Here is a 16,259-nt window from a genome sequence, read left to right as displayed (position 1 = left end):
GTGCATGTGATGCGGCGCGCGGTTCCGCAGTGCACACACAGGAGACCCGCCTGGATTGCTCCAGACGGGTCTCCTTGGTGGGTGCGCTTCTCACACGCCTCCCGGGAGGTGCTACTCCAGGGTGTTGAGCAGGTCCTCAACCTCCTGGCTGATGGTGTCGACACCACCGGTCAGGTGGATGGTGCCCGGCTTCAGACGCTCCAGCTCATCCCACGTCACCGCGGGAATCGTGGTGGCCCGGGTCAGCAGCTGCGGCGCGTCAAGCGCACCGGCCAGCGCCGAACCGGTCAACGCGTCCGGCCATGCGTAGCCGCTCGCGACAAACGCCTCGTCGGCGGTGTCCAGCCCGGCCGACAGCAGGGCTGCCGTCTCGAAGCGGTTCTCACCAGCGATGCGCTCGACAGGCGCCCAGTCGGCCAGCAGGTCACTGACCGCCCCGCTCACCGACGCGGTGCCACCCAGCAGCACGATCTGGGCCGGGTCGAGCCGGTCCAGCTCGCCCACGATCGCCGCCGGGATGCTGCCGTGGTGGACCAGCAGCAGCGGTGCGTCGGCGCTGCCGGCGAAGGCAGCGGCGGCCAGGCTGTCGGGGTAGTTCTCCCCAGTCGCGACATAAACCACGTCGGCCGAGGTGAACTCCTGAGCAACCTTCGCGGCAGTCTCATAACGGTCGTCGCCAGCGATCCGCTCCACCGATGCATCACCGGTGACGGTGCCGACGAGATCCATGACCGGCTGAGACACCGAGTTGGGCCCACCGAGGATGACGACCCGCTGCGGCTGCAGACGGCTCAGCTCAGTGGCCGTCACGTCCGGCAGCGAACCCGGGTTGGTCAGCAGCACCGGACCCTCGAGGCTCCCGGCCAGTGCGGCACCGGTGAGCGCGTCGGGGTAGTCCCGGCCGCTGGCCACGAAGGCCACCGACACCCCTGGGGCATAGGCACCAGAGACCTCGACCGCTGTGGCGAACCGGTCATCACCGGCGTGGCGCACCACGGTCGGGTGGACCGGCCCGGGGACCTCGCAGGCCGCATCCAGCAGGGTGAAGTCCTGCGTGGTGACCTCGCCGCGAGGAACGTCGGTCTCGGCCGACTCCGGGTAGTAGCCGTCCTTGGACGCCGTGACGTCCACGACTCCGACCCTCGAGTCGATCCAGCGTGCGTAGGCACCCTCAGCGTCGGTGGACAGGATCCACCTCGGCGCGTCGACCTCCGTCGGACGGATGTCGACCGAGGCACCGGCGAGCGGCGCGGTAGCCGCCTCACACGACTCCCCGGAGACGGTGCCCATCAGCTTGCCCCAGAAGCTCGGAGCGCTGACATTCATCGTCACCGGGATGGTGTCGATGGACTGCGGGGTGTTGGTCCGCACGCTGATCCCGGCCGTGTAGACACCCGGCTGGGGGACGGCGCCGTCGGTCGTGACCTCGACGGTCACGCTCTCCCCGGCAGGGATCTCGAACTCGGTGCCGCTCAGCGACAGCCAGTCGACATCGGCGCCAGCAGCGCCACAGTCGTCGAAGCCGGGCAGGTACTCGGTGCCGGCGATCGCGTCGAAGTTGCCCGTCGATCCACCGAACTTGCCGAACCCGCACGCCGCCGCACCGCGGTAGACCGCGGTGTTGGAGTTGGGCAGGTCGACCCACTCACCAGCGGTCACGTCATACGCGATCGTGGCGTTGGTGATGTCGCCACCCTGCACGCCACCGTTGACGATCAGCATGCCGTTCGCGCCGGCATACTGGCTCGCCCAGGTGTCGACCGGGGCGTCGGCGATCGCCGTCCAGGTGTCCGAGTCCGGGCTGTAGACGTAGCTGGCAGCAGTGGCGGCAGCACCGCTGTTGCCACCGGTGCAGAAGACCTCGCCGCCGACTCCGGCGCAGGAGGCGAACGCCACCCCAGCGGGGTAGTTGGCCAGGGTCTCCCAGCTGTCACTCGCCAGGTCGTATGCCGTGACGGCGTTCGACATCGGCGTGCACTCAGCAGTGCTGCAGCCACCCACGGAGTAGAGCTTGCCGTCGACCACTGCCTGGCCGGCAGCCGAAACCGCCACCGGGTTGTCAGCGACTGCCGTCCAGCTGTCGGCACCCGCGTCGTAGACCAGTGTCTCCGACGTGGTGCCAGCTGCGACCCAACCGCCGGAGACGACGATCTGACCGTTGACGACACCCGCCGTCACCGCGTTGCGCGGGCTGGGCAGTGGCGCCACCGGGGTCCAGGCCATGTCGGCCTCGTCGTAGCGCTGCACGGTGTCGTAGGACACCGAGCCGGAGCCGCCGCCGATCACGTACCAGGTCCCGTCCAGGTTGACAGCGCGGCCGTCCATGTTGACCGCGCCCAGCTGCGCCAGGTCGGTCCACGGGTCGGCCGCAACCCCGCGTGAGGCAGGGTCAGCCGTCGCTGATGCGTCGCTCGCGTGCTGAGCGAAGGAGACCTCGGTCTCGATCGTCTGCAGCGGCGCACCCTCGGCATCGTGCATCTCGCTCATGAGCGCCGTGGTGCCGTCGGCACGCTGGATCTCGAAGTCACCCGCGACCTCGCTCAGGGTGACCTCTGCGGTCCCCGAGCCGGTGTTGGTGATGGTGAGGTCCTCGGTGGCGCTATCGCCCAGCACCACGTCTGTGGTGATGGAGTCGGGAGCGACCGTCACGAAGCCAGAGCCCAGGGTGAAGTCGGCGCGCACCGCGTCATCGGCGGCGACGTCGACACTCTGGACCTGGGACTCGAAGTTGCGTGCGGCGGCCTCGAAGTCGTGCGCACCGGTCAGCGTCGAGAACAGCCAGTAGAAGCCGTCCGCGAGGTTCTCGTCGTCCGGAGTGGCCACGGTGGTCCCGGACTCCTCCGGAGCGTCGACGCTGGTCACCGTCGCGCCGACGACGCCTTCGTCGTTGTCCGCGCCAGTCACCGTGCCGACGACGAGACCGCCGTCGATGGAGGCGTCACAGCTGCGGTTGCCGACGAACACGTCGTCGACCTGCCACCAGTAGTCCCAGGATGCGCTGTAGTGGAAGCGCACCTGGACGTCGGTCGCGTTCGCCGCGGTGGGCATCGGCAGCACCACCTCGCCGTTGCTGTCCGCGGTGTAGGTCGCCAGGTTCTCCCAGGTCTCGCCACCATCGACACTCACGTCGACGGCACCAGACTCATCGGCGCCCAGGAAGGCGTTGTAGTCGTGCTTGAAACCGACGACCGGCTCGGCCAGCGAGCTCATGTCGACCGACGGGGAGACCAGGGAGGTGTCCTGGACGCCGCCGTTGCCGTAGTCGTCGCTGTCGACGATGGCGTAGCCGCCCGTGCCGCCGGTGAGGTTGCCGCGGTTCCGGGGGTCGTCGAAGACCCACACCTGACCGCTGCCAGCCTCATCGGTGACGGTCCAGCCGTCGGGCTGCGTCGTGCCGTCGAAGTTCTCGACCACGCCCGCACTGTTGAAGGCATAGCCGGGGGCGTTGCAGGTCTCGGCGTTGACCACGATCTGCTCGTCCACGGTGGCCGCGCCCTCGACGGTGACCTCCTGCGTGGCGGTCACGTAACCCGGGTACTGCGCCTGGAACTCCAGGGTGTGGGTCGTGCCGGTCGGCAGGTCCAGCGAGTACTCACCGGTCCCCGGGTCGGTGTAGGTGTGCAGGTCCGTGCCTGCCACACTCACCTTGGCGTAGAGCGGCCAGCCGTGGCCAGAGCCGTCGGTCACGGTGCCGGAGATGGTCGCACTGGGCACCGCCTGCAGCTCGAAGTCAGCAGTGACCTCTGCACCGGCAGTGACGGTGACGTCCTGCGACTGCGTCTCGTAACCGAACGAGCTGGCCTCCACCGTGTAGTCGCCAGTGCTCACGAGCACGTCGTAGGCACCTGCGTCGTTGGTCACCGCGTTGCGGCTGATCGGGCCCTCGATCGAGATGGCGACACCGCTCATGGTCTCGCCGGAGTCTGCGTCGGTCACCACACCGTTGATGCTGCCGGTGTCACCGATCGGCGCCGCCGACACGAGGGCGAGCGCGTCCAGGCGGCCCTCACCGAAGACGTTGTTGTCCTCGACGGTGCCGCCGCACATCAGGTTCTCAGTGTCGATCGCGGAACTGTCCAGCAGGGCACGGGTGCCCTCGATGTCACCGACCAGAGCCGGTGCGGCCGACCACGCCAGCGCCACTGCGCCGGCCGCGTGCGGCGACGCCATCGAGGTGCCGGAGTAGTTGGCATAAGCGCTGCCCGGGACGGCCGAGCGCACGTTGCTGCCCGGAGCGGAGATGTTGGGCTTGATCTCGCCGTCCTGGCCAGCACCCTTGCTCGAGCTGCCCGAGATGGTGTGGCTGGAGTTGTAGTTGCCGACCGAGTAGGCGATGATCCGGCTGCCCGGGGAGCCAGAGGTCTCACAGGCCGGGCCGCTGTTGCCGTTGGCCCACATGCTGAAGATGCCCGCGGCGTCCCAGGCCTCGATCACGTCCTCCATAAACGGCTCGTTGGACGGCAGCTCGGTGCCCCAGGAGTTGTTGATGATGTGCGGTGCCTTGGTCGCGTCCGGTGCGCTGCCGTCCAGCTTGGTGGGGGCGAGCAGCCACTCACCGGAGTCGATCAGCGCCTGGTCCGTCGGGCAACAACCGTTGGCCGCGATCCAGGTCGCACCAGGTGCGACACCGATCTGGTTGGCTCCGCCGTCGTCGCCCACCATGGTGCCCATCGTGTGGGTGCCGTGGCCGTTGGTGTCCGCGGGGACCTCCGGAGAGGTGCCGGCTGCGTCAAACCAGTTGTAGTCGTGGGTGAAGGTGCCGTCACCGTTGTTGCCGCGGTACTGGTTGACCAGTGCCGGGTGGTCGTACTGGACGCCGGTGTCGATGTTGGCGATGACGATGCCTTCGCCGGTGACGCCGTAGTCGTTCCACACGTCGTCGGCGTTGATGTCGGCGATCCCCCACTCCACCACGGAGGGAGCCATCTCGGGCTGGCCCTCCTCGGGGTCGGGCGCCTCGACCTCAAACGTGGGATAGATGCCCTCCACGCCGCTCTGGGCCGCGAGCGAGGTCACCAGGGACTCGTCGCCACCGCTGACCCGGATGGAGTTGGTGGCCCAGAACGCCTGGTAGTCGACGTCCTTGTCATCCAGGTCGGCGCGCATCTGCTTCTGGCTGCTCTCCGCAGCGCTCGTCAGGGCCTCATAAAGGGCGATGCGGCGCTCGTCGAGGTCCTTGATGGACTTGAACGACCCCATGTCTGGGCGCGCCTCAAAGCGCACCCAGAAGTCGGTCGCGCCCTTCTCCTCGATCTGGGCACTGACCTCTCGGTCGATCTTGCCTGCTCCGACTTCTGCCTGGGGCAGCGGGGGCTGGGCGCTGGCGCCTGCCATCCCCAACCCCGATGCGACCATCGATGCGCCGGCTACTGCAGCCAACCATCGACGCGCACGGTGTCCGTGTACGGCCACGAATCCTCCTACATACGGCGGTGACACCGAGGATTGCCCCCGGCTACCAGTCGAACCTAGGAAGAACCTGGGAGTCGGACAACGACATCAGATGGGCAACACGTGGGCAACGTAGACAACTGCTGGACAACGGAATCCGGGTGGGCGCCAGGAAGCGCCGCCCCGGTCGGGCGGTGCGGACGACGGTGCCTCAGCTCCCGACTGCCTCGCGGAGCGAGCCCTCCCCGCTGTGGCTCACGAGCCGGAATCCGAGTCCCCGGACCGCCTGCAGCGTCACCGGCGCTCCGAGCTCGGCGAGCTTGGCGCGGAGTCTTCCCACGGCCGCGTGCATGTGCGCCCCGTTGCCGAGGTAGTCGGTGTGCCAGGCCACGTGCGACAGCTGCTCAAAGGTGGCGGTCTGCCCGACGCGCGGGAGCAGATGGGCCAGCAGGTCCAGCTCGAGCTTGGTGAGCGGGACCTCGCGCGCCCCGAACGACAGGGACAGCCTGTCTGCACGAAGCCGGAGCTGCGGCTGGGACTGCGGGTGCTGGGGGCGGTTCTGCCGTTGACGCAGGTGCTGCAGCTGAAGCAGGGCCGGCGCCTGGGACTGGGCGTGCACCCGGGGTAGACCCGGTGACGGCGACTGCGCTGGCGACGGTGACTGCGTGGGTGACTGCGTCGCCGACGCGCGCGCGGGGTCGTCCGCGGCCTGCGGGAGCTGGGCGACCACCCGTCCTGCCTGCTGGATGTCCGCGGCGAGGAGCGCCGTGGCACCCGCTGGGAGCACCCGGGCAAGCTTCAGGCGTTCCTCGTGGGTGCCAGCGATGATGATGACGAGTCCGCCCTGAGGAGACGGGCTGGGCCCGCGCAAAGGTGGCGTTCGCGCCGCGCCGCGCTGCGCTGCCTCCACCACTGAACTCCTTATGTCACAGCACTGTCCGGGCGTGGACGTCCTCCCCCAGTTGGCCACCGCCTCCCATTAGGGGGCAGCGCGACCGGCGATGCAAGGACATTGGGGCAACGTTTGCGCAAGATTTGCCGGTCCTTGACCGTCGGCCGCGACCACGGGCTCAGAGGATGTCGTCGGTGGTGCCGCGACTGCGCTTGTTGAGGTAGTTGCGGCGGACGCGCAGCGCCTTGGTCAACGGCTGCGCCAGGGGGGAGAGCCTGAGGTCGTAGGCGGGGAACCAGACCCGGTGGGTGCTGAACTTGAGCTTCATCTTGAACACGCCGAAGGAGTGCTTGGACTCGTCGAGCACCCGGGGGATTCCCCAGAAGTCATAGGTGGAGTAGCCATGCTCCTTGGCATCGAGCATGGAGTGCCAGTAGAACGCGTCCGGCGCCTTGGCGTCCTTGCGCTTGTCCCCCTCGGTGGGGGGCCGCTCGTCCCGGATGCTGCCGCCATACAGGTAGGCCGTGGTGTCCCCCAGGGCGAGGAAGAACCCACCGGCCAACGCCTTGCCCTCGTGCCGCGACAGCACCGTGTAGGCCTCGCCGCCATAGTCATTGCCGTTGGCCAGCATCGCCTCGTAGTAGGCGCGCGGGAACGCACCCAACTTGGCTCGCGCATTGGTCGCCTGGAAGATGTCCCAGAACGCCTCGAAGTCATCGTCGCGGCCGGCCTGGACACCCATCCGCTCGGCGGTGCGCACATTGCGCCGCGCCATCTTGTGCAGGCCCGCAAAGAGCTCGTCCTCGGAGGCGCTCAGGTCGGCGAGGATCGTGTGCTCAGGCTGCTCGGTCTCGGAGCGAAGGAACGGGCCGACCCGCGCCGGGATCGTGGCCTGGTCGGCCGCGAGGTCCACGGTGCTCAGGTCCTCGGGACGCCCGACCTCGATCGGGTTCGGCGGCTCCACCTTCACATACATGTCGGTGGGCCGCGCCACCTTGCGCAGGGGCGCTGCCAGGTGCGGCAGGAGGTCCAGCGACTCCAGTGCCGGACCTCGTGCGGCATACAGCACGTTGACCCCCGGCACCAGTTGCTGGCGCAGCAGCTGCATCGCGCCGACCGTGCTGCCCCGGTCGTCGGTGATCAGGAAGCGCATGGGGTGGTAACCCAGCACCCGGCGACCCTCACCGTAGGCCCAGCCCTGGAGAGGACTGCTCAGGGGCATCGCCGCCACGACCTCGTTGTAGGCGCGGGGGTCGTGGATCTCATTCAGGTGAAGGCGCACCCACCCAACGTAGGACATGGCCCGGATTCCCAGAGAATCCGGACCATGTCCTGCGTGTGTCACGCGAGTGGTGTTGCGCTGGAGCGCTCCTGGTCAGGCGCCCGGCTGGGCCTCCTCGACCGGCACCGTGTCAGGAGTCGGCGACTTCTCCGCACCGGAGAAGGTGAACTCACCGGTCCGGTCCTCGGCCGTGGCGTCGACCAGGACGATCTGTCCCGGGACCAGCTCGCCATAGAGGATCTTCTCGGAGAGGGCGTCCTCGATCTCACGCTGGATCGCGCGGCGCAGGGGACGGGCGCCCAGCACGGGGTCGTAGCCCTTGTGCGCGAGCAGCTTCTTGGCCGTGGGCGTCAGCTCGATGCCCATGTCCTTGTCCTTGAGCCGCTCGTCCAGGCTGGCGATCATGAGATCGACGATCTGGACGATCTCGGACTGCGAGAGCATCGGGAAGACGATGGTGTCGTCCACGCGGTTGAGGAACTCGGGGCGGAAGTGCTGCTTGAGCTCGTCCGTGACGCGGTTCTTCATGCGCTCGTAGTCGCTGCTGCCGTCGTTGCCGCCGGAGAAGCCGAGCGAGATGCCCTTGGCGATGTCGCGGGTGCCCAGGTTGGTCGTCATGATGATCACGGTGTTCTTGAAGTCCACCACCCGGCCCTGGGCATCGGTCAGGCGACCGTCCTCCAGAATCTGCAACAGGCTGTTGAAGATGTCTGGGTGGGCCTTCTCGACCTCGTCGAAGAGGACCACCGAGAACGGCTTGCGCCGCACCTTCTCGGTCAGCTGCCCACCCTCCTCGTAGCCGACATAGCCGGGGGGCGAGCCGAACATCCGCGAGACGGTGTGCTTCTCGGAGTACTCAGACATGTCGAGCGTGATGAGGGCGTCCTCATCGCCGAACAGGAACTCGGCGAGCGTCTTGGCCAGCTCGGTCTTGCCGACACCGGTGGGCCCGGCGAAGATGAACGAGCCGCCGGGGCGACGGGGGTCCTTCAGCCCGGCGCGGGTGCGCCGGATCGCCTGCGACAGGGCACCGATCGCGTCGTCCATGCCGATGATGCGCTTGTGGAGCTCGTCCTCCATGTTGAGCAGGCGGCTGGACTCCTCCTCGCTGAGCTTGATGACCGGGATGCCGGTGGCCGCGGCCAGGACCTCAGCGATGAGCTCCTCGTCGACCTCCGCCACGACGTCCATGTCGCCGGACTTCCACTCCTTCTCGCGCTCGACGCGGGCCTGGGTGAGCTTGTGCTCCTCGTCCCGCAGCCGCGCCGCCTTCTCGAAGTCCTGGGCGTCGATGGCCGACTCCTTCTCGCGCTTGGTGTGCGAGATCTTCTCGTCGAACTCACGCAGGTCCGGCGGAGCGGTCATCCTGCGGATCCGCAACCGTGCCCCGGCCTCGTCGATCAGGTCGATCGCCTTGTCCGGCAGGTAGCGGTCGTTGACGTAGCGGTCGGCCATGGTGGCCGCAGCCACGAGCGCGCCGTCGGTGATCGAGACCCGGTGGTGCGCCTCGTAGCGGTCGCGCAGACCCTTGAGGATCTCGATCGCGTGGCTGAGCGTCGGCTCGTTGACCTGGATCGGCTGGAAGCGTCGCTCCAGGGCGGCGTCCTTCTCGATGTGCTTGCGGTACTCGTCCAACGTCGTGGCACCGATGGTCTGCAGCTCACCGCGGGCCAGCATCGGCTTCAGGATGCTGGCGGCGTCGATCGCCCCCTCGGCAGCGCCGGCACCGACCAGGGTGTGGATCTCGTCGATGAACAAGATGATGTCGCCGCGGGTGCGGATCTCCTTGAGCACCTTCTTGAGGCGCTCCTCGAAGTCACCGCGATAGCGGGATCCCGCGACCAGCGACCCGAGATCCAGCGTGTAAAGCTGCTTGTCCTTCAGTGTCTCCGGCACCTCACCGCGCACGATGTCGGTGGCCAGGCCCTCGACGACGGCGGTCTTGCCGACGCCGGGCTCACCGATCAGCACCGGGTTGTTCTTGGTGCGCCGGGACAGCACCTGCATGACCCGCTCGATCTCCTTCTCACGACCGATCACCGGGTCCAGCTTGCCCTCGCGGGCGGCCTGGGTCAGGTTCCGGCCGAACTGGTCCAGGACCAGTGAGCCCGCCGGCGTGCCCTCCTGGGCCCCGGCACCGACGCCTGCGGTCGCGGCCTCCTTGCCCTGGTAGCCGGAGAGCAGCTGGATGACCTGCTGGCGCACCCGGTTGAGGTCGGCGCCGAGCTTGATCAGCACCTGGGCCGCGACCCCTTCGCCCTCGCGGATCAGCCCGAGCAGGATGTGCTCGGTGCCGATGTAGTTGTGGCCCAGCTGCAGCCCCTCACGCAGGCTGAGCTCGAGGACCTTCTTGGCACGGGGCGTGAAGGGGATGTGACCGGTCGGGGACTGCTGCCCCTGGCCGATGATCTCCTGGACCTGCTCGCGGACGGCGTCCAACGAGATGTCAAGGGTCTCCAGCGCCTTGGCTGCCACCCCTTCGCCCTCGTGGATGAGCCCGAGCAGGATGTGCTCAGTGCCGATGTAGTTGTGGTTGAGCATCCGCGCTTCTTCCTGCGCGAGCACCACCACTCGGCGGGCGCGGTCGGTAAACCGTTCGAACATCGTCACTCCTGACAATCGATCCGGGCTCGGGGCCTGCCGGCAACCGCCGGGACACACTCCCTCACCCTGATGCTACTTGCGTCTGCTCAGCCCAACGCCGTCGTGCGGAGCACTGTTCCATACCCTGGCGGCCAGAACCCCTGTGTTCGCCCTCGGCGTAGCCGACGATCCCCACGCGCGGCGGCCGGCACAGCTCTCGGCCCGCGCTCAGGAACGTGGGCGATAATCACCGCCGCACCGGCCGCTAGGCCAACCGGTCCACGAGGAGTCCCCCACATGAAGCGTCGCACCACCACCGCAGCCCTGTCTCTGGCCCTGCTGGCTGGCACCATCCTGTCCGGCTGCACCTCCGGCGACTCGGAGGACGAGACGACGCCCACCACTGCGACGGTCGATGCTGGCCAGGCGACAGACGACCGCTGGTTCTGCCGGTTGATCCGCAAGGATGCCCTCGACGCGGCGACCGATGGCCGCTCCGCAGAGGCCACGGAGGTCGACGCCATCAGCGAGGAGGACATCTATCAGTGCGACGTCCTGCTGCCCACCGACGACGGTGGCACGGAGGTCGCGATGAGCCTGGCGATGCACCGCAACGTGCCCGGGGAGGCTGATGCGCGGCTCGCCGAGGTCCAGGCGATCGAGGGTGCCCAACCGGGCCCTGAGCACCTCGGCGTCTCCTACGTCGCAGACACACTCGCGGTGTCCGTCGTCCCCTGCAAGGCAGGCCCCGGTGCGCCCGAGGACTCCCCGCCGGTGCCCATCGTCTTCACCGTGCGCGCACCGCTGGACGCCGAGGGCGCCGCGACCGCGCTGCTGGACCAGTCGCTGACCCGCATGGTGCGTGAGATGGACCAGAGCGTCGGCTGCAGCCCCAGCAAGATCCACGAGAACGGCGACTCGGCTGACACCACCGCTCCCTGACCCGTGGACTGGAATCCGCCGCCTGACCGTGGACTGGAACCTGCCGCCTGACCATCCTGCGGACCCAGCGCGCCACCGGTAGGCGGGAACGAGGCCGCCTGCGCTCACCCAGCCTTCTTGTCGCTGCTCCCGCTCGACGACTTCTTAGCGGTGGTGTTCTTGGCCGTCGTCTTCTTGGCCGTGGTCTTCTTGGTGGCGCTCTTGGTGTCCGCGCTCTTCTTGGCGGCGCTCTTGGTGCCTGCAGACTTCTGCGCGGTCGACTTCTGGGTCGCCGACTTCTTGGAGGTCGACTTCTTGGCTGCCGATGTGCGCGGCGCGGAGCTTGTCGTCTCCTCGGGGTCCTCCCCGCGTGAGGCCTTGGCCCGGTCGACGCTGCGCTGCAGGGCTGCGAGCAGGTCGACGACCTCGCCGGACTCCTCCTCGTCGGCCTGGTCCGGGGACTCGGTGACGTCGCCGCCCTCGATCTTGGACTTCACGAGCGCCTCGACCGCGATCTGGTAGTCGTCCTCGTGCTCCTCGAGCTCAAAGTCACCAGCCATCGAGTCGATGAGCATCCGGGCCATCGCGACCTCTGAGTCCTTGGGGTTGGAGACCTCGTCGAGGTTGTTGAGCGCCCCCGAGTCGCGCACCTCATCGGGCCACAGGAGGGTCTGCAGGACGATCACGTCATCGATGACCCGGAGCACAGCCATCGTCATCCGGGTCCGCACCGACACGGTGACGACCGCCACGCGCTCGCTCTCGCGCAGCGCCTCCCGGAGCAGCCCGTAGGCCTTGGCGCCCATGCCGTCCGGCTCGATGTAGTAGGGCTTGTCGTAGAGGATCGGGTCGATCTGTTCGATCGGCACGAACTTCTCGACCGCGATCTCCTTGCTGGAGCGGTTGGGAAGGGACTCGAAGTCCTCGTCGGTGAGGATGACGGACTTGCCGTCCTCGGTCTGATAAGCCTTGGCGATCTCCTTGTAGGGAACTTCCTCCCCGTCCGTCTGCGCGACCCGCTTGTAACGGATGCGGCTGCCGTCGGACCTGCGCACCTGGTGGAAGCTCAGGTCGTGGTTCTCCGTGGCCGAGTAGAGCCGCACCGGGACATTGACCAGCCCGAACGACACCGCGCCCTTCCAAATCGCTCTCACTGTTACAGGATGGACCCATGAGACCCATGCTCGCCACTCCGGGCCGGCCCACAGGGCACGGCCCCGGGATTCCCGAGGGTGACGGCTGGGCGCACGAGCTCAAGTGGGACGGCATCCGACTGCTGGCCCACGTCCAAGATGGCGTGCTGCGACTGACCACCCGCAGCGAGCGCGATGTGACGGTGGCCTTCCCTGAGCTGGAGGGTCTGGCCGACCTCGGTCATGACCTGCTCCTCGACGGGGAGGCCGTGACCTTCGTCGACGGCGCCCCCTCCTTCAGCCAGCTGGTCGAACGGGTCCACACCACCTCCGCAGCCAAGGGGCGACTGCTGGCATCCACCCGCCCCACGACATACGTGATCTTTGACCTGGTCGGCGTCGACGGACTTGATCTCGCACCGCTCCCGTGGTCGGCTCGCAGGGAGGCCCTGGAGCAGATCGTGCCGGAGCGCGCCCGGTGGCAGGTCTCACCGCAGTATGCCGATGGGACGGGCCTGTGGCGTGCCACCGCTGAGCAGGGACTCGAGGGCATCGTCAGCAAGCGGGTGTCCAGCACCTATCAGCCCGGGGTGCGCAGTCAGGACTGGCTGAAGTTCCCGCACCGCGGCACCGAGAGCTTCGTCGTGGGCGGGTGGCGTCCGGAGACCGGCCGGGCCAAGTTGGGGTCGCTCCTGGTCGGAGTGCCAACGGCAGAAGGTTTGAGCTATCGCGGTCGCGTCGGCAGCGGGCTGGCGGGTCGGGCGGGCAGTCGTCTGGCTGAGCTGATCGCGAAGGTGCCCGAGGGTGAGTGCCCCTTCGCCGACGAGGTCCCGCGGGTGGACCGGGCCGGCGCGACGTGGCTCGCCCCGGAGCTGGTCGTCGACATCGCGGCGCTGGGCACCACCTCGGCAGGTCGGTTGCGCCAGCCCGCCTTCAAGAGCTGGCGCGGTGACCTGACGCCGGATGACCTGGTCGGAGAGGATCGCTGATGGCTGCTGGAGAGTCGCAGAGCGTGCACGTGGCGGGGCGGACGCTGAGGGTCAGCAGCCTCGACAAGGTCCTCTATCCCGAGACGGGGACGACCAAGGGCGAGGTGCTCAACTACTACGTGCAGATCGCGGACCGGCTACTGCCCCGACTGGCGGGGCGTCCGGTGACGCGGGTGCGGTGGCCACACGGCGTCGCGCGCGAGAGCTTCTTTGAGAAGAACGTCCCCAGCGGGGTGCCGGACTGGCTGCCCCGGGTCACCCTGTCCGGGCACGGGTCGCGCTCCGGTGGGACCACGGTGACCTATCCCTTGGTGGAGGACCTGGCTGGCCTGGTCTATCTGGTCAACCTCGGATCACTCGAGCTGCACGTGCCGCAGTGGCGGGTCGACAAGGACGGGGTGCCCCAGCCGCCAGATCGTCTGGTCATCGACCTGGACCCGGGCCCGGGCGCGGGCCTGACCGAGTGCGCCCGGGTGGCCGTGCTCGTCAGCAACCGCCTGGCCGACGTCGGCCTGGAGTGCGAGCCGGTCACCAGCGGCAGCAAGGGCATGCAGCTGTATGCCGCGCTCGACGGTGAGCGGACCTCCGACGAGGTCAGCGCCGTGACCAAGGCCCTGGCTCAACAACTCACCGAGCAGCACCCCGACCTGGTCCTGTGGCAGATGACCAAGGCCCGGCGGGCCGGCAAGGTGTTCCTCGACTGGTCGCAGAACAACGCGGCCAAGACAACGATCTGCCCCTGGTCGATGCGGGGCCGGGACCGTCCCCAGGTCGCGACACCGCGGAGCTGGGACGAGATCACGACGGCCGCCGACGGCACAGCGGCGCTGACCCAGGTCCGTTTCGACGCGTTCGTGTGACAGAGCTCAGGCCGGGGCGGACCATGTCGGTCCGCCCCGGCCTGTCGCGTGCTGAGTGCTGCGCTGGCTCAGTTGGCCGCGGCGTAGGCGTCCTGCAGCTCGCGCGACACCCGACCGCGGTCACTGACCTTGAAGCCGTTGGCGCGACCCCAGTCGCGGATCCGGGCAAGTTCTTCGCGGGACGCGCCGGAGCCACCTGCGCCGCGGCGGACCTGGCGACGCCCGCCGGAACGTCGGGCCACGCCGATCCACTGGGCAAAGTCGTCGCGGAGCTTCGTCGCGTTCTCGTCCGACAGGTCGAGCTCGTAGGTGACGCCGTCCAGTGCGAACTCGACAGTTTCCGTCGCTTCTCCGCCGTTGAGGTCGTCCACCAAAATCACTTGCACGCGCTGGGCCATGTGGTCTCCTTCGAATGATTGGGTCATGATCGCTAAAACGATAAGTCTAAAGATACTGTCCCACAAGGAATGGGACAAGTCGATGGCTTAATCCACAACGCGTTCAGGAACGATCGGTCTCGGAGTTGCTCCTCGCCGCATCCCGCTCGGCCTGCCAACGCCGTTCGGCGGCACGTTCACGTCTATCCGCCTCTATGATGCGGCGCATTATCACATAGAAGAGGAAGAGCAGGCCCGCCGATGGCAGCAGCGCTGCGACAATGGGCCACAGGGTGTCCCACCAGCCCATCTCAGGCCTCCGGCTTCACAAAGGGGAAGAGGATGGTTTCCCGGATTCCCACGCCAGCCAGGAGCATGAGCACCCGGTCGATGCCGATCCCGAGACCGCCCATGGGTGGCGCCGCATGCTCTAGGGCACGCAAGAAGTCCTCGTCCAGCTCCATGGCTTCGTCATCGCCCTGCGCAGCACGTCGGGACTGCTCCATGAGCCGCTCCCGCTGGATCACGGGGTCGATCAGCTCCGAAAAGGCCGTGCCCCGCTCCGTGCCGCCGATAATCAGGTCCCAGGCCTCGATCACGCCGGGCTCAGACCGGTGCGGTCGCGCCAATGGCTGCGCGGCTGCGGGGAAGTCGCAGACGAAGGTCGGCTGGATGATGTGGGGCTCCACGAGTTCGCCAAAGAGTTCCAGCGCAATCTTCTGCTCGTCCCACGAGGGGTCAACAGGCACCTCTCGCTCGGCGGCAAGGCGGGTCAGCTCATCGGCCTTTGTTGAAATGTCAATTTGCATCCCGAGCTCGGCGGACAAGGCCTCATAGAAGGGCAACCATCGCCACTCACCATCAAGATCGACGACACCTTCGGGAGTGTCGATCTGTCGACCACCCATAGCGTCGGCAGCGGCCAAGATCATCCGCTGAGTGAGATCTGCCATCGTCGTCTGATCACCGTAGGCCTGATAGGCCTCCAGCATCGTGAACTCCGGGCTGTGGGAGGAGTCAATCCCTTCGTTGCGGAAGACCCGCCCAATCTCATAGACCCGCTCAATGCCACCGACGACCGCCCTCTTGAGGTGCAGCTCAAGCGCAATGCGCATTGTCACCGGCAGGTCGAAGGCATTCAGGTGGGTGTGGAACGGGCGTGCCGTGGCCCCCCCGTGGACCGACTGCAGCACCGGCGTCTCGATCTCGATGAAGCCGTCGTCCTCGAGAGTCCGACGGATCGCGCGGATGACGGCGGCCCGGTCCAGCACCATCTGGCGAGCCTCGTCACGCACGATCAGGTCGACATACCTGCGCCGCACCCGCTGCTCCTCGGAGAGCTCCTTGTGCAGCACCGGCAGCGGTCGCAGCGACTTGCTCGCCATCTGCCACGACGTGGCCATCACCGACAGCTCACCGCGTCGGCTGGAGATGACCCGGCCGTGCACAAAGACGTGGTCGCCCAGGTCGACGAGCGACTTCCACGACGCGAGGGACTCCTCACCGACCACTGCCAGGCTGAGCATGACCTGCAGGCGGGTGCCGTCACCAGACTGGATGCTCGCGAAGCAGAGCTTGCCGGTGTTGCGGACGAAGACCACCCGGCCGGCGACCCCGACCTCGTCGGTCGTCTCCTCGCCCGTCTCCAGGTGCCCCCAGCGCTCGCGGACCTCGGCGATGGTGTGGGTGACCGGAACCTGCACGGGGTAGGGCTCGATCCCTGCCTCCAGCAACTGTGCCCGCTTGGCGGTGCGCACCCGGACCTGCTCGGGGACGTCGGTAGCCGGCGTGGCGTCGGGATCGGTGGCAGGGCTCTGAGTCACTGCCCCAG

Annotated in this window: 10 protein-coding genes; 3 read left to right on the top strand and 7 right to left on the bottom strand. The window is 67.9% G+C overall.

What is annotated here, in order from left to right; translation table 11 throughout:
- Window positions 1-111: 111 nt before the first annotated feature.
- The 4 genes from NF557_RS02035 to NF557_RS02020 form a co-directional block, all read right to left on the bottom strand.
- Window positions 112-5,334, bottom strand: a complete 5,223-nt coding sequence (locus NF557_RS02035; RefSeq protein WP_252621439.1) for a cell wall-binding repeat-containing protein — start codon at window positions 5,332-5,334, stop codon at window positions 112-114.
- A gap of 268 nt (window positions 5,335-5,602) precedes the next feature.
- Window positions 5,603-6,301: a helix-turn-helix domain-containing protein gene (locus NF557_RS02030; protein ID WP_252621438.1), complete on the bottom strand. Its 699-nt coding sequence runs from the start codon at window positions 6,299-6,301 to the stop codon at window positions 5,603-5,605.
- Window positions 6,302-6,461: 160 nt separating this feature from the next.
- A complete protein-coding gene (locus NF557_RS02025; protein ID WP_252621437.1) occupies window positions 6,462-7,565 on the bottom strand; it encodes a lipid II:glycine glycyltransferase FemX in 1,104 nt (367 codons plus the stop codon).
- Window positions 7,566-7,658: 93 nt separating this feature from the next.
- Entirely contained in the window at window positions 7,659-10,169 is a 2,511-nt protein-coding gene (locus tag NF557_RS02020) for an ATP-dependent Clp protease ATP-binding subunit (RefSeq protein ID WP_252621436.1), read from the bottom strand.
- 276 nt (window positions 10,170-10,445) lie between these two features.
- Here NF557_RS02020 and NF557_RS02015 point away from each other — a divergent pair, with 276 nt between their 5' ends.
- Window positions 10,446-11,090, top strand: a complete 645-nt coding sequence (locus NF557_RS02015; protein ID WP_252621435.1) for a hypothetical protein — start codon at window positions 10,446-10,448, stop codon at window positions 11,088-11,090.
- Between the two features lie 104 nt (window positions 11,091-11,194).
- Here the strand turns inward: NF557_RS02015 and ku are convergent, their stop codons facing one another.
- Window positions 11,195-12,223 (bottom strand): non-homologous end joining protein Ku, encoded by a 1,029-nt coding sequence (gene ku / locus NF557_RS02010; protein WP_252621434.1) that lies wholly within the window; start codon window positions 12,221-12,223, stop codon window positions 11,195-11,197.
- Between the two features lie 17 nt (window positions 12,224-12,240).
- Here ku and ligD (NF557_RS02005) point away from each other — a divergent pair, with 17 nt between their 5' ends.
- Window positions 12,241-13,191, top strand: coding sequence for a non-homologous end-joining DNA ligase (gene ligD / locus NF557_RS02005; RefSeq protein ID WP_252621433.1), 951 nt, complete (start codon window positions 12,241-12,243; stop codon window positions 13,189-13,191).
- Window positions 13,191-14,051, top strand: a complete 861-nt coding sequence (ligD, locus tag NF557_RS02000) for a non-homologous end-joining DNA ligase (protein WP_252621432.1) — start codon at window positions 13,191-13,193, stop codon at window positions 14,049-14,051. Before ligD (NF557_RS02005) ends, ligD (NF557_RS02000) begins: the two co-directional genes overlap by 1 nt.
- A gap of 68 nt (window positions 14,052-14,119) precedes the next feature.
- Here the strand turns inward: ligD (NF557_RS02000) and NF557_RS01995 are convergent, their stop codons facing one another.
- Together NF557_RS01995 and lysS are read right to left on the bottom strand one after the other, a co-directional pair.
- Window positions 14,120-14,449, bottom strand: coding sequence for a histone-like nucleoid-structuring protein Lsr2 (locus tag NF557_RS01995; RefSeq protein WP_252621431.1), 330 nt, complete (start codon window positions 14,447-14,449; stop codon window positions 14,120-14,122).
- A gap of 290 nt (window positions 14,450-14,739) precedes the next feature.
- The gene (gene lysS, locus NF557_RS01990; RefSeq protein WP_252621430.1) at window positions 14,740-16,251 is read right to left on the bottom strand and encodes a lysine--tRNA ligase; all 1,512 of its coding nucleotides are present in this window, start codon (window positions 16,249-16,251) and stop codon (window positions 14,740-14,742) included.
- Window positions 16,252-16,259: the final 8 nt, after the last annotated feature.

The organism is Ornithinimicrobium cryptoxanthini (assembly GCF_023923205.1).
GTDB lineage: Bacteria > Actinomycetota > Actinomycetes > Actinomycetales > Dermatophilaceae > Ornithinicoccus > Ornithinicoccus cryptoxanthini.
Note: the sequence above shows the minus strand (reverse complement) of the source record. Positions and strands in the feature narration are given on the sequence as shown.

What these genes read in the sequence shown, in the direction of transcription:
- NF557_RS01995 (WP_252621431.1), bottom strand. Translation starts at nt 14,449, where the DNA reads ATGGCCCAGCGCGTGCAAGTGATTTTGGTGGACGACCTCAACGGCGGA.
- NF557_RS02020 (WP_252621436.1), bottom strand. Translation starts at nt 10,169, where the DNA reads ATGTTCGAACGGTTTACCGACCGCGCCCGCCGAGTGGTGGTGCTCGCG.
- NF557_RS02035 (WP_252621439.1), bottom strand. Translation starts at nt 5,334, where the DNA reads ATGGCAGGCGCCAGCGCCCAGCCCCCGCTGCCCCAGGCAGAAGTCGGA.
- ligD (WP_252621433.1), top strand. Translation starts at nt 12,241, where the DNA reads ATGAGACCCATGCTCGCCACTCCGGGCCGGCCCACAGGGCACGGCCCC.
- ligD (WP_252621432.1), top strand. Translation starts at nt 13,191, where the DNA reads ATGGCTGCTGGAGAGTCGCAGAGCGTGCACGTGGCGGGGCGGACGCTG.
- NF557_RS02015 (WP_252621435.1), top strand. Translation starts at nt 10,446, where the DNA reads ATGAAGCGTCGCACCACCACCGCAGCCCTGTCTCTGGCCCTGCTGGCT.